Source organism: Pseudomonas sp. SC11 (genome assembly GCF_047039205.1).
GTDB classification, from domain to species: domain Bacteria; phylum Pseudomonadota; class Gammaproteobacteria; order Pseudomonadales; family Pseudomonadaceae; genus Aquipseudomonas; species Aquipseudomonas boreofloridensis.
Genome location: NZ_CP178183.1, coordinates 3,154,148 through 3,179,620, shown reverse-complemented (window position 1 = coordinate 3,179,620; position 25,473 = coordinate 3,154,148). Strand labels below are relative to the sequence as shown.

General features: G+C 65.4%; 27 protein-coding genes. 19 read left to right on the top strand and 8 right to left on the bottom strand.

Annotated elements, in window-relative coordinates; translation table 11 throughout:
- Genes ACK2SD_RS14160 through ACK2SD_RS14130 form a run of 7 tightly spaced genes read right to left on the bottom strand, consistent with a single transcriptional unit; the run spans position 1 to position 7,344 of the window.
- A complete protein-coding gene (locus tag ACK2SD_RS14160; protein ID WP_412460085.1) occupies positions 1–657 on the bottom strand; it encodes a glycosyltransferase in 657 nt (218 codons plus the stop codon).
- Positions 654–1,253, bottom strand: coding sequence for a class I SAM-dependent methyltransferase (locus tag ACK2SD_RS14155; protein ID WP_039577365.1), 600 nt, complete (start codon positions 1,251–1,253; stop codon positions 654–656). The genes ACK2SD_RS14160 and ACK2SD_RS14155 overlap by 4 nt, the downstream gene beginning before the upstream one ends.
- Positions 1,254–1,266: 13 nt before the next feature.
- Complete coding sequence (locus ACK2SD_RS14150; protein WP_412460084.1) at positions 1,267–2,022, bottom strand: PIG-L deacetylase family protein; 756 nt, start codon at positions 2,020–2,022, stop codon at positions 1,267–1,269.
- Positions 2,019–3,062 (bottom strand): acyl-CoA dehydrogenase, encoded by a 1,044-nt coding sequence (locus tag ACK2SD_RS14145; RefSeq protein WP_412460083.1) that lies wholly within the window; start codon positions 3,060–3,062, stop codon positions 2,019–2,021. The genes ACK2SD_RS14150 and ACK2SD_RS14145 overlap by 4 nt, the downstream gene beginning before the upstream one ends.
- Entirely contained in the window at positions 3,059–5,536 is a 2,478-nt protein-coding gene (gene ligD / locus ACK2SD_RS14140) for a DNA ligase D (protein WP_412460082.1), read from the bottom strand. Before ligD ends, ACK2SD_RS14145 begins: the two co-directional genes overlap by 4 nt.
- A gap of 60 nt (positions 5,537–5,596) precedes the next feature.
- The gene (locus ACK2SD_RS14135; protein WP_412460081.1) at positions 5,597–6,460 is read right to left on the bottom strand and encodes a DMT family transporter; all 864 of its coding nucleotides are present in this window, start codon (positions 6,458–6,460) and stop codon (positions 5,597–5,599) included.
- Positions 6,460–7,344 carry a MurR/RpiR family transcriptional regulator gene (locus tag ACK2SD_RS14130; RefSeq protein ID WP_412460080.1) on the bottom strand — a complete coding sequence of 295 codons (885 nt, stop codon included), beginning with the start codon at positions 7,342–7,344 and terminating at the stop codon, positions 6,460–6,462. The genes ACK2SD_RS14135 and ACK2SD_RS14130 overlap by 1 nt, the downstream gene beginning before the upstream one ends.
- A 68-nt stretch (positions 7,345–7,412) precedes the next feature.
- Between ACK2SD_RS14130 and ACK2SD_RS14125 the strand changes: the two genes are divergently transcribed.
- The 13 genes from ACK2SD_RS14125 to ACK2SD_RS14065 all read left to right on the top strand — a co-directional run bounded on the left by ACK2SD_RS14125 (position 7,413) and on the right by ACK2SD_RS14065 (position 17,794).
- Positions 7,413–8,309: an oxidoreductase gene (locus ACK2SD_RS14125; RefSeq protein ID WP_412460079.1), complete on the top strand. Its 897-nt coding sequence runs from the start codon at positions 7,413–7,415 to the stop codon at positions 8,307–8,309.
- Positions 8,310–8,415: 106 nt separating this feature from the next.
- Positions 8,416–8,883 (top strand): phosphotransferase system, HPr-related protein, encoded by a 468-nt coding sequence (locus ACK2SD_RS14120; RefSeq protein ID WP_412460078.1) that lies wholly within the window; start codon positions 8,416–8,418, stop codon positions 8,881–8,883.
- On the top strand, positions 8,876–9,106 hold the full coding sequence (locus ACK2SD_RS14115; protein ID WP_029612109.1) for a metallothionein: 231 nt from the start codon (positions 8,876–8,878) through the stop codon (positions 9,104–9,106). The genes ACK2SD_RS14120 and ACK2SD_RS14115 overlap by 8 nt, the downstream gene beginning before the upstream one ends.
- 111 nt (positions 9,107–9,217) lie before the next feature.
- Positions 9,218–10,882: a malonate decarboxylase subunit alpha gene (gene mdcA, locus ACK2SD_RS14110; protein WP_412460077.1), complete on the top strand. Its 1,665-nt coding sequence runs from the start codon at positions 9,218–9,220 to the stop codon at positions 10,880–10,882.
- Positions 10,882–11,727 (top strand): triphosphoribosyl-dephospho-CoA synthase, encoded by an 846-nt coding sequence (locus ACK2SD_RS14105; RefSeq protein ID WP_412460076.1) that lies wholly within the window; start codon positions 10,882–10,884, stop codon positions 11,725–11,727. The genes mdcA and ACK2SD_RS14105 overlap by 1 nt, the downstream gene beginning before the upstream one ends.
- 1 nt (position 11,728) lies before the next feature.
- The gene (locus ACK2SD_RS14100; RefSeq protein ID WP_039577386.1) at positions 11,729–12,028 is read left to right on the top strand and encodes a malonate decarboxylase subunit delta; all 300 of its coding nucleotides are present in this window, start codon (positions 11,729–11,731) and stop codon (positions 12,026–12,028) included.
- Positions 12,021–12,866, top strand: coding sequence for a biotin-independent malonate decarboxylase subunit beta (locus tag ACK2SD_RS14095; RefSeq protein ID WP_412460075.1), 846 nt, complete (start codon positions 12,021–12,023; stop codon positions 12,864–12,866). Before ACK2SD_RS14100 ends, ACK2SD_RS14095 begins: the two co-directional genes overlap by 8 nt.
- Positions 12,866–13,657: a biotin-independent malonate decarboxylase subunit gamma gene (gene mdcE / locus ACK2SD_RS14090; RefSeq protein WP_039577391.1), complete on the top strand. Its 792-nt coding sequence runs from the start codon at positions 12,866–12,868 to the stop codon at positions 13,655–13,657. Before ACK2SD_RS14095 ends, mdcE begins: the two co-directional genes overlap by 1 nt.
- 1 nt (position 13,658) lies before the next feature.
- Positions 13,659–14,273, top strand: a complete 615-nt coding sequence (locus ACK2SD_RS14085) for a malonate decarboxylase holo-ACP synthase (RefSeq protein ID WP_412460074.1) — start codon at positions 13,659–13,661, stop codon at positions 14,271–14,273.
- Positions 14,270–15,190, top strand: a complete 921-nt coding sequence (mdcH, locus tag ACK2SD_RS14080) for a malonate decarboxylase subunit epsilon (protein WP_412460073.1) — start codon at positions 14,270–14,272, stop codon at positions 15,188–15,190. The genes ACK2SD_RS14085 and mdcH overlap by 4 nt, the downstream gene beginning before the upstream one ends.
- 60 nt (positions 15,191–15,250) lie before the next feature.
- On the top strand, positions 15,251–15,667 hold the full coding sequence (madL, locus tag ACK2SD_RS14075; protein WP_304485321.1) for a malonate transporter subunit MadL: 417 nt from the start codon (positions 15,251–15,253) through the stop codon (positions 15,665–15,667).
- Between the two features lies 1 nt (position 15,668).
- Positions 15,669–16,433 carry a malonate transporter subunit MadM gene (gene madM, locus ACK2SD_RS14070; protein ID WP_412460072.1) on the top strand — a complete coding sequence of 255 codons (765 nt, stop codon included), beginning with the start codon at positions 15,669–15,671 and terminating at the stop codon, positions 16,431–16,433.
- Positions 16,434–16,546: 113 nt separating this feature from the next.
- The gene (locus ACK2SD_RS14065) at positions 16,547–17,794 is read left to right on the top strand and encodes an IS256 family transposase (RefSeq protein ID WP_412460071.1); all 1,248 of its coding nucleotides are present in this window, start codon (positions 16,547–16,549) and stop codon (positions 17,792–17,794) included.
- 887 nt (positions 17,795–18,681) lie between these two features.
- Here ACK2SD_RS14065 and ACK2SD_RS14060 read toward each other — a convergent pair.
- Entirely contained in the window at positions 18,682–19,707 is a 1,026-nt protein-coding gene (locus ACK2SD_RS14060) for an IS110 family transposase (RefSeq protein WP_412460070.1), read from the bottom strand.
- A gap of 318 nt (positions 19,708–20,025) precedes the next feature.
- On the opposite strand from ACK2SD_RS14060, the gene ACK2SD_RS14055 reads away from it, so the two are divergent.
- From ACK2SD_RS14055 to ACK2SD_RS14030, 6 genes are read left to right on the top strand one after another with little or no spacing between them, the layout of a single operon-like run.
- On the top strand, positions 20,026–20,877 hold the full coding sequence (locus tag ACK2SD_RS14055) for an STAS domain-containing protein (protein WP_412460069.1): 852 nt from the start codon (positions 20,026–20,028) through the stop codon (positions 20,875–20,877).
- A gap of 4 nt (positions 20,878–20,881) precedes the next feature.
- Positions 20,882–21,244, top strand: coding sequence for an STAS domain-containing protein (locus ACK2SD_RS14050; RefSeq protein WP_029615277.1), 363 nt, complete (start codon positions 20,882–20,884; stop codon positions 21,242–21,244).
- A complete protein-coding gene (locus ACK2SD_RS14045) occupies positions 21,241–21,645 on the top strand; it encodes an anti-sigma regulatory factor (RefSeq protein WP_317870148.1) in 405 nt (134 codons plus the stop codon). Before ACK2SD_RS14050 ends, ACK2SD_RS14045 begins: the two co-directional genes overlap by 4 nt.
- On the top strand, positions 21,636–22,652 hold the full coding sequence (locus tag ACK2SD_RS14040; RefSeq protein ID WP_412460068.1) for an ATP-binding protein: 1,017 nt from the start codon (positions 21,636–21,638) through the stop codon (positions 22,650–22,652). Before ACK2SD_RS14045 ends, ACK2SD_RS14040 begins: the two co-directional genes overlap by 10 nt.
- Entirely contained in the window at positions 22,645–23,520 is an 876-nt protein-coding gene (locus ACK2SD_RS14035; RefSeq protein ID WP_412460067.1) for a sensor histidine kinase, read from the top strand. The genes ACK2SD_RS14040 and ACK2SD_RS14035 overlap by 8 nt, the downstream gene beginning before the upstream one ends.
- Positions 23,510–25,456: a response regulator gene (locus tag ACK2SD_RS14030; RefSeq protein ID WP_039583138.1), complete on the top strand. Its 1,947-nt coding sequence runs from the start codon at positions 23,510–23,512 to the stop codon at positions 25,454–25,456. Before ACK2SD_RS14035 ends, ACK2SD_RS14030 begins: the two co-directional genes overlap by 11 nt.
- Positions 25,457–25,473 lie beyond the last annotated feature (17 nt).

Sequence of the window (25,473 nt, the reverse complement as noted above, 5' to 3'; positions counted from 1 at the left end):
TCACGACCCCGCCAACTGCGCCAGATAATCCCCAAATCCCTCCCGTGCCCGGCTGTCCCGACGACTGCTGGTGGCCACGCTGTTGCGCGCAGTCCAGGCGATCTGCGCACCATTGGCTTCCAGCGCGCGCACCAACTGCACGTCCTCATGGGCCGACAACGGCTGGAAACCGCCCGCCCGCCGATAGGCCTGGGCACAGATGCCGAGATTGGCCCCATGAATGTGTCGGTGTCCTTCGCGAGCTTCGTAGCGGCTGCGGTACAGGCGGCGCAGCGCGGCGTCCTGCCAAGGCTCCCAGCGGTCCACGTGCACCGTGCCGCAGACGGCCTCGGCCTCGCATTGCAGTTGCCACATCAGCCAATGCGCGGGCACGCGGCTGTCGGCATCGGTGCAGGCCAGCCAGTGGGCGCCGCGCTCGAGCATGGCCTCGGCGCCGGCACGCCGGGCGCAGCCCACGTTGCCCGCGTCCAGGCTCAAGGTGTCGACGCCGAGGCGCTCGGCAATACGCCCACTGGTGTCGCTGCAGCGATCCAGCACCACCAGGATCTGCACCTCGTGACCCGCCGTCTGCGCCGCGAGTGCGGCGGCTTTCACCGCTTTCAGACAGCGGCCCAGGCGTCGGGCCTCGTTATGCGCGGGAATGATGACGGCGATCATAGGCAGGTCTCGTCCAGGTCGACCACGCTGGGTTGGCACGACCAGTACTCGAGCAGGAAGTCCGCTTCCTCGTGGCGGAACACGCGGTACAGTGGCAGATACTCGGCCAGCCGCGCGTGCACTTCGCGGCCATCCTGCGGGCAGCCGGCGATGGGATGAAGCCAGTGGCAGGCAAGCAGCCCGCCGTCATAGCTCAGGCTGGCCACCGACTGCTCGATGACCTGCCGCCAGGCGCGTGCATCGAGGTAGTAGCCCACTTCGCTGAGCACGATGAGGTCGAAGCTGCCGCCCGGCCAGTCTCCCGGCAGGCGCGCCTGTTCAGCGCTGGCATGGGGAGCATCGGCCAGGCGCGCGCGGGTCAGCTCGACCGCCGTTTGATCGAGGTCCTGGCACAGCAGCCCGGCGCAGCGCTCGGCCAGCAGCGCGCTGAGTTCACCGTTGGCGCAAGCCGGTTCGAAGATCCGTTCGTAGCACTGGCGCGGTAAGCTCGCCATCACCAGGTCGCGCTTGCGCTTCTCGTACCAGCGGGTGCGAAAGGCCCACGGGTCTTCGTTGCGGGCGTACAGGTCGGCGAAATACTCGGCATCGAGGCTCATGGCAGATCCTTCTTCAGAGAAACACCAGTTCAAAGGGTTGCAGCAGGCATTCCAGCAGCTTGGCGGACAGCACCGGCGGACGGTCGTCATCGGCCTGCAACTGGCTGACGTGGGCAGCGATGGCTTGACGCTTTCGCGCCAGGCTGGCGTCGCTCAACTGGATCCGCCGTGCGCGTTGCCATGGCAGGCGCGGGTCATCGGCCTGCGCCCAGTGCCAGGCCCAGACCGGCACCTCGGCCAGCTCCGCACCGCGCGCCTGGGCCGCCTGGGCGCAGGCGCGGCCCACGGCGTCATGGTCGCAGTGGCCGTCCAGGCGCCAAGGACACATCAACAGGTCGCCCGGCTGCAGCAGTTGGCTCAAGTGATTGACCAGGAACGGCTCGTCGCGGGGCAGGGCGCCGTCCTTGAGGTTCAGGCGCCGCCAGTCCAGCTCGCGCAACTGCAGATCGAGCTGCTGCAGGGCATGCTGACTTTCCAGCGGACGCTGGTGGCGCAAGCGTCGCTCGCTCCAGTGCTCGGAGCCAGGATGGCTACCTTCGCCGTCGGTGGCGGAGATCAGGATCAGGTCCTGCTCACGCCCCTGGAAATGGCTGAGCAGACCGCCCGCCATGAGGATCTCATCGTCTGGATGCGGCGCCACCAGGACCAGGCGACGCCCAGGCGGACACAGCTGTTCGGGGGTGATCCACGGGGCGCGGGCCAGGTGGGCGGACTTCTGCCATTCGCTCCAGGGCGTGCCAGCGCAGGCCTGGATAAGGTTCTCGCTCATAGCTGCCAGTCTCCTGCTGGGCGCTGCGCCCGCTGTTGTCCAAGGGCTGCCAGGTCGCGCTCGGCGTGGCTCTGGCGCAGGTAAACGGGTAGATCGACGTTGAGCCGGGCGAAATGACTGTCGCGGCAGAACGGCGTGGCGCCCAGTGCGCGCCCGACATGGTGCAGAACCTGCTCGGCCGCCTGCTCGACCTGGGCCCGCGTGCGACGCACTGGGTAGCTGGCATCGGCCACAGGGTGGGCATCGATCCACGCCGCGCACTCGCGCAGCGCGGCACGTGCCCCGAGCAAGGCGCTGTCCACCGCGCCCAGATGCGCGTGGGCATGGGCATCGGCCCGGGGCGTGCGGCAATGTTCGCGCAGGTAATCGGCGATCGCTGCGGCGGCCCCGTACCAGCAGGCGGCGATGCCCGCACCGCCTTGCCAGAAGCCGGGGCGCGACAGGTACTGTCCCGGCTCGCCGACGGCAATGCCAGGTGAGTCGTCGAAGTTGAGGGTCACGCTGGCGGTGGCTGCCATGCCTTGGGCCTGCCAAGGGTCGGTAATCACGCGCTGGCTGGGATGCGGCAGTTCGATGGCCACCAGTTGCGGCTTCTCGTCTGCAGTCCAGGCAGTGATCAGCCCCCGGTTCACCTGCAAGGCCCCGGAACACCAGGCCTTGGCGCCGTGCAGTCGGACCTGGTCGCCGTCCCGGGCGACGATTCGGGCCCGTGCGTCGGGCGGCTCCGCTGCCCACACGCCCCAGAGGCCATCGCCGGCCAAGTGGGCTGCACCGCACTCGGCCAGAATCGCCAGGGCATCGGTATGGCCCTCGTACAACTTGGCCAGCGCCAGGTCACAACCGCCGACGCGTGCCAGCACTTGCCAGCGTTGCAAGGTCTGGCCCTGACCGGGCAGGGGCAGCTCATCGAGTGCCTCGGCCTGCATTGCCTGCATCAGCGTGGCCAATTCAGAGTCCAGATGCAGGGCCTGGCTGCGCTCGCCGAAGGCGCGCAGCAGAGACGCCAAGCGTGTTGAGTCGATGGTTGGATCACTGTTCATGCGGTGGCGTCCATTCCCAGTTGCTTGCGCATGCGCGCGGTGATCGATTGGCGGGTCGTGCCCATCTGCGCCCAAGGGTCGTCGAGGTCGGCCAGGCGTTCGTGCAGGTTGATGAGGGTCCACTGGTCAGCGCCTTTGAGCTGCGTCAGTTCCTCGGGCCAGATCGGCACCGACACCGGCAGTCCATCGCGCGCGCGCACCGAATAGGCGCTGACGGTGGTCGCGCCCTGGGCATTGCGCAGGTAGTCGATGAAGATCCGGCCCACCCGATTCTTCGGGCCGGACACGGCCGAAAAGCGATCTGGGAACAGGTCCGCCATGTGTTGCACCAGGGCATGACTGAACCCCTTTACCTGCTCCCAGGAGGCGCGTCGGGTGAGCGGCACCACCAGGTGCATGCCTTTGCCACCGCTGGTCTTGAGGAACACCTTCAGGCCCAGTTCCTCGAGCAAGGTGAGGGTCAATTGGGTCGCTTCGACCATGGCTTTCCAGGGCAACGCCGGGTCCGGGTCCAGGTCGAGCACCAGGCGGTCGGGCTTGTCGAAGTCCCGGGTCGTGGCGTTCCAGGTATGAAATTCCAGGGTGTTCATCTGCACGGCGCCCAGCATGCTGTCGACCCGGTTCAGCACCATGGCAGCCTGACCAGCCTGGGCTTTGTCGAACGTGCGCACGTGAGGCAGGTGCAGTTGCCCGGCATGTTTCTGGAAAAACAGCTCCCCGCTCAGCCCTTCAGGTGCGCGCACCAAAGCCACGGGACGATCCTTGAGCTGTGGCAGCAACCACTCGGACACCTGGGCGTAGTACTCCACCACCTGGCGCTTGGTCGCACCGGTGGTGGCATCGATGACGCGGTCCGGGTGAGTCAGGTGCAGATCGCCGAGGGCTTCAGGCTCGGCCTTGCGGCGCTTTGCAGCGGGCTTGGGCATGGGTTGTTCCAGGTCGATGGCAGTGGCTGGCTTGTCGTCGCGCAGCCCGTGGAACACAGCGTGGCGCACGATACCGTCGCGGGTCATCTGGGCGTAGGCAACCTCAGCCAGCAACCGTGGTTTGAGCCAGTGCACGCCGTGGGCCTGGGCACCGCTGGGCGGCTTCGCCAGTGCAGGCTTGGCGCTGTGCAAGGGCTTGAGCTGGGCATAGAGGGTTTTCAGGGTGGCGGCGCTGAACCCGGTGCCCACTCGACCGGCGTAGCGCAATTCGCCGCTGTCGGCGTCGTGCAGGGCCAGCAGCAGGGCACCGAAGGCCGTGCGGCTGCCCTTGGGGTCGGTGTAGCCGACGATGACGAACTCCTGGCGCCGCGTGCATTTGAGCTTGATCCAGTCGCGGCTGCGCTTGCCGCTGTAGGGGCTGTCGGCACGTTTGCCGATCAGGCCTTCGAGCCCCAGACGACAGGCGCTGTCGAGCAGCGAGTCGAGCGGTTGATCGAAGTCGCCGGAGTAATGCAGCACATCGGATGCATCGTCCGCCAGGAGCTGTTGCAGCGCGTCTCGGCGCTGCGACAGCGGCACCGGGCGCAAGTCCTTGCCGCCCAGGAAGGGCAGGTCGAACAGGTAATAACGAATGGCGTGGTCGTCATCGCGGTCGAAGGCGTTTTGCAGCGCCTGGAAATCCGCGACGTCGCCATCGCCGTTGACCACCACCTCACCGTCGAGCCAGGCGCTGTCCACGGACAGCGCACGCAGGGCGTCCACCAGCCGCGGCATGCGCGCGCTCCAGTCATGGCCGTTGCGGGTGAACAGGCGCACATCCTGGCCGTCGATTCGCGCCAGAATGCGGTAGCCGTCGAATTTCACTTCATAGCGCCAGTCGCCCGCAGGCGGGGCGTCCACCAGCGTGGCCAGTTGTGGTTGCAGTGTCTGGGGCAGGCTGGCTTTCTTCGCCCGAGCGGGTGTGGACTTTGCGGTCTTGCGCGTGCGCGGCGTCAGGGTGCGATCGCTGACGACGCTGTCGGGTTGGTCCTCGACGATGCTGTAGTCGTCCTCGCTACGGGCGTGATCGTCCTTGGACTTGACCAGCATCCACTGTTCTTTCTTGCCTTCCAGGCGCGTGCGAAAAAGATTCCACGTTCCACCGAGCTTCTCCCCTTGCAGGCGAAAGCGCAGCTTGCCCTTGGCATAGGCCACCTGCGGATCACCTTCAGGCTGCCACACGCCCCGATCCCAGACGATCACATCGCCGGCGCCGTAATGCCCCTCGGGAATGTGCCCTTCGAAGTCGGCGTAATCCAGCGGATGATCTTCAACGTGTACGGCCAGGCGGCGCACGCTGGGGTCGAGTGACGGCCCTTTGGGCACCGCCCAGCTTTTGAGTGCACCGTCCAGCTCCAGGCGGAAGTCGTAATGCAGGTGGCTGGCGTCGTGCTTCTGGATGCAGAACTGCAGCGCGTGGTCTGCGGCTTGGCGACGGCCCTTGCCAGAGGGCTCGGGCGTGGCCTTGAAATCGCGTTTGCGCTGGTATTCCTGCAGCGGCTTGGCCATGACGAACTCCGGGACGTTCGCGGATCGGTCTCTGGTTGAGGCGATCGGAACAGGCAGAGTTCAAAAAAGACTGATCACCGTGATTCCGGCCAGCACGATCAGCCCGCCGAGGATGCGCCGTGCGAGGTGGCCTTCATGAAAAAACCACCACGCCAGGAATGAACCGATGACGATTGAAGACTCGCGCATCGGCGCGACCAGTGCCACCGGTGCGCGCTGCATGGCGGTCAGCACCAGCACATAGGCCAGCGGGGAGAGCAGGGCGACGGCCAGGATCGGCGCTGCGTTGGCACGCAGCGCGACCGCAATGCCATGCTGGCGTCTCAACGCGAAAGGGGTCAGGATCAGGCCCTGTAGTAGCAGCGTGCCGGCGTAGTAGCTGACCGGCGGTAAATGCCACCCGGTGACAGCGTGGCTGTCCCATAACGTATACCCGGCGATGCTGGTCCCGGTCGCCACACCCCAGAACACGCCTGGGGACAGCAGGCGGCCAGCGCCCCCGAAAACCTGTCCGACGACGACGAAGATCCCGATGACGATGAGCAACGCGCCGCACATCGCTGCCAAGCCTAGGCGCTCCCCGAGCAGGGTAACCGCGATCACCATGGTCAGCAGTGGACCCGAGCCACGGGCGACTGCATACACCACGCCAAGCTCTGCGCGGTCGTAGCCAGCTTGGAGGATGAGCGAGTAGACGATGTGCAGTAGCGCCGAGACGACGGAGGCGACCAGGAGCCGGCCATCGAGTGCTTGGTGCTGATCGGCCATCAGTACCAAGCCGATCGGCAGGCACACTAGCGCGCTGGCGCAGGTATAGGCCCAGACGAACAGCAAGGTGTCGCCACGCTTGTACTTCGCGGCGACGTTCCACAGCGCATGGGCGGTGGCTGCGATGAGCACGAGCGCTATTGTGTCGAGGCCCATCAGTCGATATCGGGCAGGTCGATACCGGCCCGCTCGGCTCGACGGTTGCGCTCAGGGTCGCGCATGGCGAGCGCCATGACCAGCGAGTCGACGACCACTAGCTGGGCCAGCCGACTGCCGGCGGCAGCCATTTGCGCCGGCAGCGGTGCGCCGCCGATCACCAGAGCGGTGTCCGCGAGATTGGCCAGTGGCGTGCCGTACTGATTGGTGATGGCGATCAGCGAAGCCCCGGCCGAAGACGCGGCGTCGGCAACGGCGAGTGTGGTGGCTGTGCGTCCGGTCGAGCTGACGGCGATTACGACATCGTTCTGTCCTAACAGGCGTGTAGCGATCATCGCTGACAGATGGTCCTGGATGCCGACCGTCGTTACGCCCACCGCACGCAGGCGGAAGACGGCGTCGGCGGCCACGATGGAGGACGGGCCGGCGCCGAAGGCGATCACTTGCCTGGCAGAGCGCAGCGCTTCAACCGCTCGGTCGAGCGCTGCGATGTCCAGCGCGCCCAGCAGCGCATCCAGGGCGTGAGTGCCGGCATGGATCGAAGACTGGATCACGTCAACCGACGTTGCATTGGCTCCGAGCGCCTGTGGAGGTGCGAAGAATTGGTTGGTACCCCGTGCCCGTGCGATCTCGATCTTCAGTTCGGCGAAGCCGCCGAAGCCCACCGCCCGTGCAGCGCGTACCACGCTTGGCGCAGAGACGCCCGCGCGGGCGGCGACCTGCGCAGCTGTGCTCGTACCGACGAACAAGGGATCGGTCATCAGCAGGGCAATGACCTTGCTTTCGCTGGCGGCCAGATCACCGCTGCGGGCCTGAACGCTGCTTAGCCACTGGGCGATACGTGTCGAGCTATTTGAAATTTTGTTACCAGTTCTTTCATCCATTTGTTATTTATTACATGGCGTGGCGAAAGGCACAACCCTGTTTCCAACCCTTTGAGGAGCATTCGTCCATGACTAACGATCATTGCCTGTCCGTGGCTGTCGTGGGGCCTGGTGCCATAGGCACCACCCTTGCCGCCATGCTGCACGAGTGCGCACGTACGCCGACGTTATGTGGCCGACGGGCGCGCGATGAACTCACGCTGCTGGATGGCGAGCGCAGCATCCGCGTTCCCGGACCCGTGCAGACGAGTCCCGATCAGATCGGACCAGGCTTTGATGTTGTCTTTCTTGCGGTCAAAGCGACCCAAACCGACGCAGCGGCCGCCTGGCTGTCGGCCCTGAGCGGTCCGCAGACCGTGGTGTGCGTCCTGCAAAATGGCGTCGAGCAGGTGCAGGCCGTGTCTGCCCACCTGGCCGATGCGCGTGTGGTGCCCGCAGTGGTCTGGTTTCCTGCCCAGGCACAGGCCGACGGCTCGGTTCGCCTGCGTGGGCAGGCACGTTTGAGCCTGCCGGACATTCCCGCTGCCGAGGTGGTCGTGCGAGCACTGCGTGGCACGCGATGCGGCGTCGAGTTGACCGCCGACTTCAAGACGGTGGCGTGGCGCAAGCTGCTCCAAAACGCCCTGGCCGGGCTGATGGCACTCACCCAACGTCGCGCGGGCATGTACGCCAGGAGCGATATCTCCAGGTTGTCACTGGCTTATCTGCAGGAGTGCCTGGCCGTCGCTCGCGCCGAAGGCGCTAACCTGCGCGACGACGTGCCCCAAGCGATTCTCGACCAGTTTCAGGCCTTCCCCCGAGACATGGGGACCTCCATCCTGACCGACCGTGAAGCCAACCGACCGTTGGAGTGGGACATCCGTAACGGCGTCGTGTCGCGTTACGGGCGAGCCCATGGTATCGCCACCCCTATCAGCGACATGCTGGTAGCACTTCTCGCCGCGGCGAGCGACGGACCGGGCTGATTGGCCGTTGGCGTTGTCGCCCGACGAGGGCCCGCGTGATGAAAATCTGAATTTTCCCGAGCAGCGCAGAGTCGATCGCTTGAACGCACTTGACCGGAGAGCCGTCATGGCCCAAGCAGACGACGAGAAATACCGCCCCCAGGAAATCGACGACACCGAAGACCGCATGGGCAGCATCCGTGAGCTGGACTTCAGCGAGCGCAAGGATGAACGCCGTGGGCGTGTGGGCGACGAGCGTCCCGACGCCGAAGCGGAGCAGGATTTCTCCCCAGAGCGGGTCGCCGAGAGCGGCATGAGCGGGGGCGAGGCGCTGACCGAGAGCTTGCACGAGGACAACGTGACCATGGACGACCTGAGCCTGGACACGCTGTACGGCGCGCCAGGTGCCCGTGACGCCCAGGACTCGGCCGAGGACGATGGGCCTGCCGACATGAACCTGCGCGAAGTGGATGCCGATGAAATTGCCGGTGGCAATGGCCTGGACGAAGCCGAACTGGCCCACGTCAAGCCCCTCGACGGCAAGCCGTGGACCGATGACGATTCGAACGCCGATGGAGAGCACCGCCATGAATGAGCAACGTTGCGCCTGTAACCACTGTTCCTGCACGGTTGACGCCAATGCCTTTTCCCACGACGGCAAGGCCTACTGCTGCGAGGCCTGCGCCAGTGGTCACCCGCACGGCGAGCACTGCCGCATGGGCGACTGCGGCTGCGGCGCAGCGACCCAGCCGGACGAAAAGAGCGTCGATAATGCGCTGGACGAAACTTATCCGGCGAGTGACCCGATCTCGCCGTGACGGCGTGGGCAATCGTTACGCTCAGCGTAATGAACTGCCGCCGTGCTTGATTGATGCCCCCCACGCCCAGGCCTAAGGTGACTCCACGACAGCGAATCCGTGGAGTCACCCATGACCACAACACAGCATCCACCGCCGCCGCACTGGTCGAGACGGCGCAGCGAAAAGCAGCGCCGCCTCGAACGGGTGCGTCACTTGGCCGAGGGCCGGGTACTGCCCAGCGAGCGGATCGTCGAGGCGTTGGAGTTGCTGATCGCCCCAGGCGATCGCGTGGTGCTCGAAGGCAACAACCAGAAGCAGGCCGATTTCCTCTCCCGCTCGCTGGCCAAGGTCGATCCCGAGCGCCTGCATGACCTGCACATGATCATGCCCAGCGTCAGCCGCGCCGAGCACCTGGATCTGTTCGAGCGGGGCATCGCACGCAAGCTCGATTTCTCCTTCGCCGGACCGCAAAGCCAGCGCATCGGTCAGTTGCTTGAAGACGGTCTGCTCGAAGTCGGCGCTATCCACACTTACATCGAGCTCTACTCGCGCCTGCTGGTGGACCTGATCCCCAACGTGACCTTGGTGGCAGCTTTCTGCGCCGACCGGGATGGCAATCTCTACACCGGCCCCAGCACCGAAGACACGCCGGCACTGGTCGAGCCCACCGCGTTCAGCGACGGCATCGTCATCGCCCAGGTCAACCAACTGGTCGACCGGGTGGACGACCTGCCGAGGGTGGACATTCCGGCCTCCTGGATCGATTTCGTGGTGGTCGCCGACCAGCCGTTCTACATCGAACCGCTGTTCACCCGTGACCCACGGCACATCAAGCCAGTGCACGTGCTGATGGCGATGATGGCGATTCGCGGGATCTATGAACGTCATCAGGTGCAGTCGCTGAACCATGGCATCGGCTTCAATACCGCCGCCATCGAGCTGATCCTGCCGACCTACGGCGAGTCGCTCGGCCTCAAAGGCAAGATCTGCCGCAACTGGACACTCAACCCACACCCCACCTTGATTCCCGCCATCGAGACCGGTTGGGTGCAGAGCGTGCACTGCTTCGGCACCGAACTGGGCATGGAGGACTACATCGCCCAGCGCCCGGACGTGTTCTTCACCGGCCGTGACGGCTCCATGCGCTCGAACCGCCTGATGTGCCAACTGGCCGGGCAGTACGCGGTGGACCTGTTCATCGGCGCCACCTTGCAAGTGGATGGCGACGGTCATTCCTCCACCGTCACCCGGGGCCGCCTTGCGGGCTTTGGCGGTGCGCCGAACATGGGCCACGACCCGCGCGGACGCCGCCATGCCACCCCCGCGTGGCTGGGCATGACCGTGCCGGACACCCTGCTCGAACGCGGGCGCAAGCTGGTGGTGCAGATGGTCGAGACCTACCAGGAAGGCGGCAAGCCGACCTTCGTCGAGACCCTCGATGCGGTGGCGGTGGCGAAAAAAGCCGGCATGCCGCTGGCGCCGGTGATGATCTATGGCGACGACGTCACCCACCTGCTCACCGAGGAAGGCATCGCTTACCTGTACAAGGCGCGCAGCCTCGAAGAACGCCAGCAGATGATCGCGGCGGTGGCCGGCGTCACGGCCATCGGCCTGCGTCACGACCCCAAGGACACCGAGCGCCTGCGCCGCGAAGGGTTGGTGGCCTTGCCCGAGGACCTGGGCATTCGCCGCACCGACGCCAGCCGCGAGCTGCTGGCCGCGCGCAGCATCGCCGACCTGGTGGACTGGTCTGGCGGCCTCTACAACCCACCCGCACGCTTCAGGAGCTGGTGATGAAAGCGAACATGCTTGCCCCTTTGAGTCTGTCGGAGCGCCTGGCGGACCTGGCGGTGGACGCGCTGATCGACGAGGCCGAGCTGTCGCCCAAGCCCGGCCTGGTGGACCGTCGCGGCAGCGGTGCGCATGGCGACATGAACCTGGCGCTGATGCAGGCCTCGGCGCTGTCGCTGTGGCCGTGCCTGCGGCAGATGGCCGAGGCCGCGCAACGGATTGGCCACATCGCCACGCCATTGCGCGCCGAACTGGGGCGTCTGGGGCGTGAAGGCGAAGCGGCGATGTTGGTCACCACTGCGGGGGTGAACACCCACCGTGGCGCGATCTGGGCGTTGGGGCTGCTGGTGGCGGCGTGGGCCTTGAACCCGGCCGACAGCGACCCGCTGAGTGTGACGGCGCGGGCAGGGCGCTTGGCGCTGATTGAGGATCCTGCCGCGCCGATCGCGGACAGCCATGGCCTGCACGTGCGCCGCCGCTACGGTGTCGGCGGTGCCCGCGAGCAGGCCCAGCAGGGCTTCCCGGCGATCATCGGACATGGCTTGCCGCAACTGCTGCGCAGCCGCGCCGCCGGCGTCGGCGAGACCCCTGCGCGGCTGGATGCTTTGCTGGCGATCATGGCCGCGCTCAGCGACACCTGCGTGTTGTGGCGTGCCGGCGAGCAAGGCCTGGCAGTCCTGCAGCAGGGCGCCCGGGCCGTGCTGGAGGCCGGTGGCAGTGCCAGCCTGGCCGGCCGTCGCCACCTGCGCGCGTTGGATGCGCGCCTGCTGCACCTCAATGCCTCTGCGGGCGGGGCCGCCGATTTGCTGGCCGCCTGCCTGTTCCTCGACAAAGCCGGGAGCCTGTGACATGCAAACCCTGACCTTCGAATTCCCCGCCGCGCAGCCGGGCCGGGGCCGCGCCCTGGTCGGCTGCGTCAGCTCGGGCGACCTGGAAGTACTGATCGAGCCGGGCCAGCCGGGCCGTCTGCAGATCCAGGTGCTGACCTCGGTCGATGGCAGCCAGGCGCGCTGGAGCCAGTTGTTCGACCGCCTGTTCCAGGGCCGCGCCTGGCCTGCGCTGAACATCGACATCCATGACTTCGGTGCCACCCCCGGCGTGGTGCGCCTGCGCCTGGAACAAGGCTTCGAGGAGATCGACCATGACTGACCGCGAACACCTGCTGCGCAGCCGCAGCTTCGTTGAGCTGGGCGCGCGCCAGCGCGCTGGCGCCGTGCTCGATCCGGGGAGCCTGCGCGAACTGCTCGGCCCGTTCGAGCGCCTGATGTCGCCCTGGCTGCCGTTGCAGGGCATCGTGCCGCAGGCCGATGACGGGGTGGTCATCGCCAAAGGCCTGCTCAATCAGCGCCCCGCCGTGGTGGCCGCCATCGAAGGCGGGTTCCAGGGCGGCAGCATGGGCGAGGTGGGCGGTGCGAAGATCGCCGCGGCGCTGGAGTTGGCCGTGGAAGACAATCGCCAGGGCATCCCGACCTGCGCTGTGCTGCTGCTGGAGACCGGTGGTGTGCGCTTGCAGGAGGCCAACCTGGGCCTGGCGGCGATCGCCGAGATCCAGGCCGCGATCGTCGCGCTGCGCGCGCATCAGCCGGTGATCGGCGTCATCGCCGGGTCCGTCGGCTGCTTTGGCGGCATGTCCATCGCCGCCGGACTGTGCAGCCATCTGCTGGTGACCCGCGAGGCGCGCCTGGGGCTCAACGGGCCGCAGGTGATCGAGCAGGAGGCCGGTATCGGCGAATACGATTCGCGCGACCGACCCTTCATCTGGAGCCTGACCGGGGGTGAGCAGCGCCATGCCAGCGGTCTGGCCGATGCCTATGTGGCCGATGACGTCGACCTTATCCGTGAGCAGGTACTGCGCCTGCTCGAACAACCCAGCGCCCGGCGTGCCAGCCGGCATGCCGAGTTCCTTGACCGTCTGGCCCGCTTGGGGAGCGATTGCCCGCAAATGGACGCCGCCGCCGTGCGTACCCTGTATCGAGGAGAAGCCTGATGAACCGTGCCCAGAAGTGGTTGCAGCACCTGGCTGAAGGTCAGCCGCTGGCGGGTTTGCCAGCATCGGTGCAGGTGATCGACGCCGAGCTGGACAATCGCCCGGCGCGATTCATCGCGGTGGTCCCCGATGCGCACAATCCCTTTCCCCGCGCCCGCAATGGCGAGGTGGGCCTGCTCGAAGGCTGGGGTCTGGCCAAGGCGGTAGATGACGCCGTGCAGGCCGACCGTGACGGCGACAAGCGCGTGCTGGTGGCACTGATCGACGTGCCGAGCCAGGCCTATGGTCGGCGGGAGGAAGCCTTGGGCATTCATCAGGCCTTGGCCGGCGCGGTCGAGGCCTATGCCCAGGCCCGCCTGGCCGGTCATCCGGTGATCGGGCTGCTGGTGGGCAAGGCCATGTCCGGTGCGTTTCTGGCCCATGGTTACCAGGCCCAGCGCCTGATCGCGCTGGACGACGAGGGGGTGATGGTGCACGCCATGGGCAAGGCCGCCGCCGCGCGGATCACCCTGCGCAGCGTCGAGGCGCTCGAGGCGCTGGCCGCCGAGGTGCCACCGATGGCCTATGACCTGGACAGCTATGCCTCGCTGGGCTTGCTGCATCAGCGGGTGAGCGTGACCAGCGCCGAGGCGCCGACAGCCCAGGACGTGGCGCGGGTGCGTGACGTGCTGATCGAGGCGGTACGCGACATTGGCACGTGCACCGACTTGAGCGTGCGTCTGCAGGGACAGCACCGCAGCGCCTCGCGCGCGGTGCGTCAGCGTCTACGGGCGCAGTGGCAGGAGGCCTGAGATGAATGCCGTGCGCCCCCACGACCTGCTCTGGGGCATGACCCCGGACCTGCTGCCCGCTGACGCGCCAGCGTGGGCGCGGCAGGCGCTGGCAGCCGGTGAGCCGGTGGTGGTGCGCCGCGCGCTGCAGGCGGCGGGCTGGGTGGCGGTCGGTCTGCGCGGGCGCTCACGGGCGCAGCGCTTTGCCGCACGCATGCCGCTGGGGCAGGTCGTGCGCCGGGTCGCCCCCGAGCGCCTGCGCTGGCAGGGCGACACCGATTTACCCGCATTGCAGGCGGTGGCGCAGGTCGCCGCTGTCCTCGACGCGCAGGGGTGGTGCTGGGGGCCAACCGGCAGTGTCGGCTTCCAGTTGGCCAGCGGTATCGAGGTGGTGCACGCCGACAGCGATCTGGATGTGCTGCTGCACGCACCGCAGCGGCTTTCGTGCGAACGGGCGCGTGACTTGCTGGGCGCGCTGCAGGCAGTGGCGTGCCGGATCGATGTGCAGCTCGAAACCCCGCACGGGGCTGTCGCGTTGCGCGAATGGGCCAGCGGTGCCCGCCAGGTGCTCTTGAAAGCGGCTTCGGCAGCGCGATTGGTGAGCGATCCCTGGTCGCTTGAGGAGGCGGCCGCATGAGCAGTCTGTTCGCCTTCCCCGGCCAAGGCGCCCAGCAGCCCGGCATGCTGCATCATTTACCCGAAGGCAGCCGCGACGTGCTGGAGGCGGCCAGCGAGGTGCTTGGCGAACAGGTACTGGCGCTCGACAGCGCCGAGGCCTTGCAGCACACCCGCGCGGTGCAGCTGTGTCTGCTGCTGACCGGGGTGGCCTGGGCGCGCTGGCTGTTGCGCCGCAGCCCAGCGCCGGCCTGCGTGGCCGGCTTGTCGATTGGCGCCTATGCAGCGGCAGTCACGGCCGAGGCGTTGAAGCTGGAGGACGCGGTGCGCCTGGTGTCGCTGCGCGGCGACCTGATGCAACGGGCATACCACAGCGGTTACGGTATGACCGCCCTCAGTGGTTTGGAGCAGGCCACGCTTGAGCGCGTGTTGGCCGAGGTTGGCGGTGAGGTCTACCTGGCCAACGTCAACAGCGACAACCAACTGGTGATAGCCGGCAGCGATGCCGCCATGGGCGCGGTGGTCGCCCGTGTGCGCTCGCTGGGGCAGGGCGTGGCCCGCCGTCTGGCGGTCAGCGTGCCGTCGCACTGTGCATTGCTGCAGGCCCCAGCTGCGACCCTGGCACAGGCCTTCGCCGAGGTCACACTGCAGCGCCCACGCCTCACCTACCTGAGCGGCAGCAGCGCGCGGGCGCTGTTCGACCCGCAACGCCTGCGCGAAGACCTGGCCTATAACATGGCGCGCCGCGTCGATTGGCGCGCCACCTTGCGCAGCGCCTGGGAGCGCGGCGTGCGGCTGCACCTGGAGCTGCCTCCGGGCAGCGTGCTCAGCGGCTTGGCGCGGCGGGTGTTCGACGCCGGCAAGGTGCTGAGCGTCGAATCGACCCGTGCGGATACGCTGGAGGCGCTGTTGCGCCAGGAGGTGGCTCACACCCGATGACTGCGCTGGCGCTCGAAGGACAACAACAAACAACTTCGATACAACCTGAGGACAACAATAATGATCATCTATGGTGTGGCTCTGCTGGCGGTCTGCACGCTGGCCGGCGTCATCGTCGGCGACTTCCTGGGCGTGCTGCTGGGCGTCAAATCCAATGTGGGCGGGGTCGGCATCGCCATGATCCTGCTGATCTGCGCGCGGCTGTACATGCACCGCAACGGGGGCATGAGCAAGGAGTGCGAGTTCGGCGTCGGTTTCTGGGGCGCGATGTACATCCCGGTGGTGGTGGCCATGGCGGCGCAGCAGAACGTGGTCACCGCACTGCATGGCGGGCCGGTGGCGCTGGTGGCGGCGGTGGGCGCGGTGCTGGTGTGCGGCGCGACCATCGCGCTGATCAGCCGCAGCCACCGCGGCGAGCCGTTGCCGGCGCTCGAAGCGCCAGTACCTGCGCAGGCAGCTGTGGCGGGAGGGCGCTGAGATGTGGTCGATCATTGGGAAAGCGTTGGCGCACAACGACCTGATCACAGCGTTTGCCGTGGTCGGAGCGGTGATGTGGGTGTCGGTCATGCTCTCCAAGTACCTGACGTTTGGCCGGGTGCACGGGTCGGCGATCGCCATCGTCATCGGCCTGGTCCTGGCCTGGGTGGGGGGCACCTTGACCGGCGGGCAGAAGGGCCTGGCCGATCTGACCTTGTTCTCGGGCATTGGCTTGATGGGTGGAGCGATGCTGCGCGATTTCGCCATCGTCGCGACGGCGTTCGAGGTCCAGGCGACCGAAGCGCGCAAGGCCGGGGTGATCGGCGCGGTGGCCTTGCTGCTGGGAACGGTGCTGCCGTTCATCGTCGGGGTGGTCGTGGCCTGGAGTTTTGGTTATCGGGACGCCGTGAGATTGACGACCATTGGCGCGGGAGCGGTGACCTATATCGTCGGGCCGGTGACGGGGGCAGCGTTGGGGGCCAGTTCCGAGGTGATGGCGTTGTCGATTGCCACAGGGTTGATCAAGGCGATTCTGGTCATGGTGTTCACGCCGGTTTCGGCGCGGGTGCTGGCCTTGGATAACCCGCGCTCGGCCATGGTGTTTGGGGGGCTGGCGGGGACGGTTTCGGGGGTGACGGCGGGGTTGGCGGCGACTGATCGGCGGTTGGTGCCCTATGGGGCTTTGACGGCGACCTTTCATACGGGGTTGGGGTGTTTGATGGGGCCTTCGGTTTTGTATTTTTGTGTGCGGGGACTTGTGGGGTGAGGGGTGGGTTTTGGGGTTTTTGGGGGGGATGTGATTATCCGGATTTTGGGGTGGGGCTGATGGGTATGTCAGAAATTTTGTGTTCGGGCATAACATGAGCAAGAGGTGCATGTATGCCAACCAAGAAAAAACCCGTGCGTGACCTACCAAAAATCCCCAAGGAGCTGCTTGAGCAGTTCGGTGAGGGCCTGATGACTGCGGAGGCTATCGAAGATGCCTCTGCGGCGTTCAAGAAGGCGCTGATCGAACGGGCCTTGAACGCCGAGCTCAGTCACCATCTGGGGTATCTGCCGGGCGCGCAGCGCCCAGAGGATGAAACCAATCAGCGCAATGGCAGGACTGGCAAGACGGTTCTGACTGGAGAGGGGCCGCTGCGGCTGGATATCCCCCGTGATCGAGACGGTAGTTTTGCGCCCATTCTGATTCCCAAACATGAGCGCCGTTACACCGGTTTCGATGACAAGATCATCGCCATGTATGCCCGAGGCATGACCGTTCGGGAAATTCGCGCATTCCTCTCCGAGCAATACGGAACGGATGTTTCGCATGACTTCATCAGTTCGGTCACGGCCGAGGTGATGGAGGAAATCGGCGCGTGGCAACAGCGGCCGCTGGAGCCGATGTACCCGGTTATTTTCTTTGATGCACTGCGAGTCAAGATTCGCGAAGAAGGCCTTGTGCGCAATAAAGCGATTTACTTGGCGCTGGGCGTTCTACCCGATGGAACGCGCGATATTCTCGGGATCTGGATCGAAAATACCGAAGGTGCGAAGTTCTGGATGAAGGTCTTCAATGACCTCAAGACGCGCGGCGTTGAGGATGTGCTGATCGCCGTCACCGACGGCCTCAAAGGGATGCCAGAGGCGCTAAGCGCCGTGTTTCCGGCCACCACGCTGCAAACATGCATCGTCCACTTGATCCGCAACAGTCTCGATTATGCGGCGTGGGATAAGCGTCGTGATCTGGCCAAAGCGCTCAAGCCGATCTATCAGGCCATCAACGCCGAGGCGGCTGAGCAGGCACTGGATGCCTTTGAAAACGGCCCTTGGGGCAAACAGTACCCAACGGTAGTTGCGGCATGGAGAAGAGCCTGGGATCGAGTAATTCCATTCTTTGTCTTCCCGTCAGGCATTCGAAAAGTGATCTATACGACCAACGCGATCGAAAGCATCAATGCCCGGCTACGCAAGATCATCAAAACGCGCGGTCACTTCCCAACGGATGAGGCCGCCACCAAGCTGATCTGGCTGGGGCTGCGGAACATCACGGCAAACTGGGGCTCAGCGGCCCATGATTGGAAAAATGCGATGAATCAATTCGCGATTCTGTACGGAGATCGATTTATCAGGCCGACCTGGTAAAAGCATGGCCAGCCTGAGGGCAGGCCGTTATCGGCCCGCACACAAAAAATCTGACACTCTCGGGCTGATTCACCTTTTCGCCTTTACGGCGACCCTCTTTTTTTTCTTGGAAAAAAGAGGGGCAAAAACCGCTTGCTCCCGCATCCGGCCCCTACGCTGCGCTTCGGGGTTCCCTCGCGTCGGTGGCATTCCGGGGGTACCGCGCTTAGGGGCCATCCATGGCCCCAAGCGCTTGACGGGCATCCATGCCCGTCAACCCCCTCCATGCCACCTCTGCTCGGCCTCCTGAGGTCGCGATGGGCGGCGTCTGCACGATGGCGCGCTTAGAAGCGGGGCGGTGGGGCAGATGTTCTGGAGCGCTGCGCGATCGAATCGCCGTTGCCGTTGCCGTTGCCGTTGCTTTTGATCTTAGTGCGCGGTAGTTCAAACACCGCCAAACGCGACCTCAGGAGGCCGAGCAGAGGCGTTGCGCAGGGAGGTGACGGGCATGGATGCCCGTCAAGCGCTTGGGGCCAGGACGGCCCCTAAGCGCGGTCCTCCCGGAGCGACGCCGGCGCGAGGGAACCCCTGCGCGTAGCGCAGGGGCCGTATGCGGGAGCAAGCGGTTTTTGCCCCCCTTTTTTCCAAGAAAAAATCTGTGGTCACCCCCTTTTTTGCAATACTGATCATTGGGTGAAATGGATGGCTTGCGTAAATCTATCCGGCGTCGATTGGGCTGGTATCCCGCGCCACGATGAGTATTCGCACCTGGCGATCCTAATAAAGTAAGCGGCTTCTGAGAGCCAATTTTTCTTCCAGGATCATCGCCAGGCCGATCGGCCGTTTATTTCATCCGTTGTTCAGCTATCGCAAAACCTGATGGTAAAACTCGGTGCAGCACAACGGGGTCAGGCGTTCAGCGCGCCTGGCTCCGTTTCATATTGCGAGTGTCGAGTGGCAATGGCCCACGCGATGCGTGCCAGTTTGTTGGCCAACGCGCAGGCCACCACGTTGGAGTGGCGTCGTATTGATAGCGTACGTACCCAGTCGGCCAATGGGCCACTCTGGTACTTCAAACGAAGCATGTAGACACGGGCGCAGAGCACCAGCAAATGCCGAAGGTTCTTGTCGCCACGTTTGCTGATTCCCAGCAAAGCCGGCTTGCCGCCGGTGCTGTATTGCCTGGGGACCAAGCCTACGGATGCTGCAAAATCACGACTGCTGCCGTACTGCCGAGCATCTCCCATTTCTACGGCCAGCAGGCTGGCGGTGATCGGCCCGACACACGGAATAGTCAGCAAGCGACTACCCAGATCATCGTCAGCCAGCTGGCTTGCCAGCTCTTCATCCAGCAGCTTGATCTGCTCGGCCAGGTAGACAAAGTGATCATGCAGGCGCTGCAGCAGTGCGACGAGGCGTACAGGCAGGTCGTGCTCTTCAAGCACTGAAGCGAGGCGTTTGATCACCGCCAGTCCCGTCGGCAGGCTGACGCCGAACTCGAGCAGGAAACCATGCATCTGGTTCACCGTTTTGGTCCGGTCGCGAATCAGTGATTCACGCATCCGATGAGAAACAGAGAGCGTCTGCTGCTCAGGCGATTTTGGCGTCACAAAGCGCATGGAAGGTCGGGAAGCGGCTTCACAGATGGCTTGCGCATCGACAAAGTCATTCTTGTTGCCCTTGACGAAAGGCTTAACGAACTGAGGTGAAATCAGCTTTGCTTCATGCCCTATCGCTTTGATTTCTCGCGCCAGGCAGTGTGAGCCGGCACAGGCCTCCATCACTACCGTGCAAGGGGGATGGTTGGCCAGAAACCGCATCATCTGCGGCCTTGAACATTTCTTGCGCAACACTTCTTTGCCGGACTTTTCCTGGGCGTGTAGGTGGAAGGTATGTTTGCCGATGTCGATGCCAATCAGGGTCACGTTGCTCATGATGACGGTCTCCGAAGTAAAAACACCCTACGAAAGCGTACGCCTCGTAGGGTGCCGGGGTGACCATCTCATTAAGGGGGTCGCCGTAAAGGCGAAAAGGTGATTCAGCCTCACCACAGCCACCGGATAATCCCCCCAAACCCAATCCCCCCCCAACCCCTCAAAAATACCCAAACTCCCCCGCCCAATTCCGCTTAAGATGGCCAATCGCGACCACCCCCACCTAAACGCATACAACTATTGAGCCCCAGGGTGGTCGGTATTCAGGGGCCCAGGTGCAAATCACAAGCCCCCCCTATCAGCCCTCAGGAGCCCACAATGGCAGCACTGCAAGACAGCACGTTGAATGCGATGGAAACCCACCAGCAGCAACTGCTCGAGGGTTGGCTCAAGGCCCTGCAAGCCACGGGCGCTACCCGCAATATCAAGGAACAGGAACTCACCCAGGAAGCCCAGGAGTTTCTCCAGATTCTGACCCTGACCACCCGTGCCAAGCATGGCGCCGATATCAACGCTGCCGGCTGGGAAGAGGTCCGCCGTTTCCTCGATCGCCTTTCGGCCAGCCGCGCCCGTCTCGGGCACGACTCGCACCAGACCACTTTCTTCATCTTCGCCCTCAAGTCGCCCTTGTTCGGCCTGCTGCAATCGGTCTATGCCAATCAGCCGCAACTGCTCGCCGAGCAGCTCTGGGAAATCTCCGGGCTGCTCGACACGCTCGGCATGTACACCATGCGCGTCTACCAGAAAACCCGCGAAGAAGTGATCAAGCGCCAGCAGGAAGAGCTGCTCGAGCTATCTACCCCGGTCGTCAAGCTGTGGGACGGTGTGCTGGCCTTGCCGCTGATCGGCACCCTGGATTCCCAGCGCAGCCAGACGGTCATGGAGTCGCTGCTGCAGCGTATCGTCGACACCGGCTCGGAGATCGCCATCATCGACATCACCGGCGTGCCGACCGTCGATACCCTGGTCGCCCAGCACCTGCTAAAGACCGTCACCGCCATCCGCCTCATGGGTGCGGACTGCATCATCAGCGGCGTGCGCCCGCAGATCGCGCAGACCATCGTGCACCTGGGCCTGGATCTGGGCACCTTGACCACCAAGGCCAACCTCGCCGATGCCCTGCAACTGGCCCTCTCGCGCCTGGGCGTGAGCCTGGTCGGGCGCGGCTGACACTATGGAGCGCATCCCGATTCTCCAGATGGGCGAGTTCCTGCTGGTGACCATCCAGGTCGACATGCATGACCAGCTCGCCCTGCGCCTGCAGGACGATCTCACCGACCGTATCAGCCGCACCTCCGCGCGCGGCGTGCTCATCGACATTTCCGCGCTGGACATGGTCGACTCCTTCATCGGCCGCATGATCGCGCAGATCGCCAGCCTGTCGCGCCTGATGGACGCGCAGACCATGGTGGTCGGCATGCAGCCGGCTGTGGCCATCACCCTGGTCGAGCTCGGCTTGAGTTTGCCGGGGGTCAGCACGGCGCTGAATGTCGAGCGCGGCATGCAGGTGCTGCGTCAGCGGACTCAGCGCTCATGAACGTACGCGACAGCGGCAGCCATCCGGTGCGTATCGAGCAAGACGTGGTGCTGGCCCGGCAACTGGTGCGCAAGCTGGCCAGCGAATGCGGCATGCGCCTGGTCGACTTGACCAAGCTGGTGACCGCCGTCAGCGAGCTGGCGCGCAACACCGTGGTTTACGGCGGTGGCGGCGACATGGACTGGCAGGTGCTGGACGACGGCGCCCGCGTGGGCGTGCGCGTGCTGTTTCGCGATGAAGGCCCGGGCATCGCCGACATCGGTCTGGCGCTCACCGACGGTTGGACCTCCGGCAACGGCCTGGGTCTGGGCCTGACCGGTGCGCGTCGGCTGGTCGACGAGTTCGAGCTGGATACGGCGGTGGGTGAGGGCACACGGGTGACGATCACGCGATGGACATGAACCTGCGCGGTAGTCTCACCCAGCTCATCGTCATCGATGACCCCAGCCACGTCGGCCACGCCCGGCGTCAGGTGCGCGAACTGGCCCAGCGCCATGCACTGGCCGAGGTTGATGGCGAGCGCGCGGCGCTGCTGGCCACCGAGCTGGCCAGCAACATCATCAAGCATGCCGAGCGCGGGGCCTTGCACCTGCGCGCCTGGCCGCACGCCGAAGGGGCGGTGCTGGAACTGCTGGCCATCGATCGCGCCCAGGGGTTCGATCGCGCCGCGTGCCTGACCGACGGATTCTCAACCAGCGGCACCCAGGGGATCGGTCTGGGCGCCATCGAGCGCCTGGCCGACACGTTCGACCTGTACAGCGATGCGCGTGGCACGGCGCTGCTGGCCCGTGTGCACGGCCCACGCCAGGACCGTCGCGATCTGCGTATCGGCGTGTGCCAGCACACCCTGCCAGGCGAGACGGTGTGCGGCGACGGCTGGTACGTGGCCAAGCAGGAGGGGCACTTGAGCGTGCTGATGATCGACGGCCTCGGCCATGGCGAGCACGCGCGTAAGGCAGCGGACGCGGGCGAGACGGCCTTTGCTCAGGCGCCCTATGACGCGCCGGCGCGGGTGGTCGAGCGTTTGCATGGCGCCATGGGGTCGACGCGCGGCGGGGCGGTGGCCGTGATCCAGCATGACGTCGCACTCGAGCGCCTGACGTTCGCCGGCATCGGCAATATCGGCGGCGTGCTGCTGGGGCGCGAGCGCGCCCGTGGACTGGCCTCGATGCCTGGCATCGTCGGCGGGCAATATCGCAAGGTGCAGGTGTTCGACTACCCTCAGGTGAACGACAACCTGTTGATTCTCTACAGCGATGGCCTGCAGTCCAGGTGGGACCTTAAGGACTATCCAGGCCTGGCCTACCGTCATCCCGCCCTGGTGGCGGCGGTGCTGCACCGTGATTTCTGCCGTGGCCGCGACGATGTAACGATCATGGTCATCGACCTGGAGGGCGTTCATGCCTGAACAGCTTCACCCCGACAGCCCCGAACAAGGCGCTGCCATCGCCCGATTGCAGGCGGAGAACCACGCCCTGCGTGCGGAACTGGAAGAGACCAACCAAGGCGTCTTGGCGCTCTACGCCGAATTGGACACCCAGGCCGAGCAACTGCGCGAGGCCTCGGACCTCAAGAGTCGCTTCCTGTCGTACATGAGCCATGAGTTTCGCACCCCGCTGGGGTCGATCCTGAGCATCACCAGCCTGCTCAGCGACGAACTCGACGGCCCACTGTCGCCCGAGCAGCACAAGCAGGTGGCGTTCATCAGCATGGCCTCGCGCGAGCTGTCGGACATGGTCGACGACCTGTTGGACCTGGCCAAGATCGAGGCTGGACGCATCACCATCTCGCCGGCCTGGTTCGACATGCTCGACCTGTTCTCGGCCTTGCGCGGCATGTTCCGGCCCATCGTCGAAGGCTCGGCGGTGGACCTGATCTTCGAAGAGCCGGCAGGGTTGCCACAGCTGTACACCGACGACAAGAAGCTGGCGCAGATTCTGCGTAACTTCATTTCCAACGCCCTGAAGTTCACCCCGCGTGGCGAAGTGCGCGTCTGCGCGCGCCTGGAGGGCAGTGACCGGGTGCGCTTTTCGGTCAGCGATACCGGCATCGGTATCGCCGCCGACCTGCACGACGTGCTGTTCGAAGATTTCAACCAGATCGACTCGCCGCTGCAGAAACGTCTGCGCGGCACCGGGCTGGGCCTGTCGCTGTGCAAGCGGTTCGCCGAACTGCTGGGCGGTGAGGTGGGCATGGAGAGTTCGCCGGGCGTCGGATCCTCGTTCTTCGTCACCATCCCACTGGCCCTGGCGCAGGGGGATGCCGATGCGTGCTGAGACCCGCTTGCTCATCGTCGATGACAACTATGCCACCCGCTATGCCTTGCGCCGCCGCTTGGCGTTGCACGGCTATCAGGTATTGGAGGCCGCCACCGGCGGCGAGGGCCTGGCGCTGATCGCCAGTGAGGCCATCGATGCGCTGATCCTGGACGTCAACCTGCCGGACATGAGCGGTTTCGACATCGTCCGGCTGCTGCGCAAGGATCCGGCCACGGTTTTGTTGCCGGTGATTCACGTGTCGGCGGCGTCGATCCACAGCGGCGACATCATCACCGGCCTGGACGCCGGTGCCGATGCGTATCTGGTGCATCCGGTGGATCCAGACGTGCTCCTGGCCACCCTGCGTACGCTGCTGCGTGTGCGCGATGCCGAGCAGGCCCTGCGGCACAGCGAAGCGCGCTTTCGCGAGATCTTCAACAACGTGTCGGCACCGATCGCGGTGCTTGACTGCCAGTTGGGCGTGGCCGAATGCAACGAGGCGTTCGTGCGCCTGACCCAGGACAACCAAGACCGGCGCCAGTTGCGCGAGTGCTTTGCGCCGGGCCAGGAGGCGGCCATCGCCAACCTCTGCCAGCACCTGGTCGAAGGCGAGCGTTGGCGTGGCACCTTGCTGATGAGCGTCGAGGGCCAGTTGCGCGAGACCGAGTGGCAGTTGTCGCCTTACCAGGCGCCTGGCCTGTGCCTGGTCTTCGTCGAGGACATCACCGAACACCGGCACCGCGAGCGTTCGCACCTGGAGCGCCTGGACGCCACCACTCTGCAACTGGCGGAGAAGGTCGCCGAACATGCGCGCACCGAAGCACAGTTGCTGCAACTGCAGAAGATGGATGCGCTGGGTAGTCTCACAGGCGGCATCGCCCATGACTTCAACAACCTGCTGACCGGCATCATCACCAGCCTGGAGCTGATCCGCAAACGGATCGCCGACGGTCGCCCGGAGCGGGTGCCGATCTATGCCGAAGCCGCGCTGAACTCGGCCATGAGCGGGGCAGCGCTGACCCATCGGCTGTTGGCGTTCGCCCGCCAGCAGCCGCTCGACACCCGGCCGGTGGATGTCAACGCCCACGTACGGTCGTTGGAGGAGTTGCTCAACCGCACCATCGGCGAGCGCGTGACGCTCAGGCTGCAGCTGTCGAACAAGCCGGCCACCGCGCTGGTCGACCCGGTGCAGTTGGAAAGCGCGGTGCTCAACCTGGTGATCAACGCCCGCGACGCCTTGCCGCGTGGCGGACAGATCTGGATCACCACCAGTTCGGTGTGGTCGCACGGCGACCCCAACCTGTTGGACGGTCCGTACCTGGCGATCAGCGTGCGCGATGACGGCCAGGGCATCGACCCCAGTGTGCTGGACAAGGTATTCGACCCGTTCTTCACCACCAAGCCACTGGGGCAGGGCACAGGGCTGGGCCTGTCGACCATTTATGGTTTCGCCCGTCAGTCCGGTGGTCACGTCCATCTCGACAGTGTGGTCGGTCATGGCACCGAAGTACGCCTGATGCTACCGGCCACGGACGACCTGGCCATCGACGTCGAGCCGCCGCAGCAGCCTGAGCTGCGCGGCAGCGGTGAGCACCTGCTGATCGTCGACGATGTCGCGGCGGTGCGCATGCCGCTGGCCGAGGCGCTGGCCGATGCCGGTTATCGCTGCACCACGGTGGCCGGGGTCGAGCAGGCACTGGAGCTGCTGCGTGGCCAGACCCCGTTCGACCTGCTGTTGACCGATGTTGGCCTGCCGGTGCTCAGCGGCCGCGAACTGGCCGACCTGGCCCGCGAGGTGCGGCCTGAACTGCCGGTGCTGTTCATGACCGGTTATGCCGAAACTGCCCAGGACCGCCAGTCGTTCCTGGCGCCGCGCATGGACTTGCTGATCAAACCGTTCAAGATCGGCGATCTGCTCGAGCGAGTGGGGCGCTTGTTGGTCGAGGAGGGCTAGACGCCACGCGGCGGGCT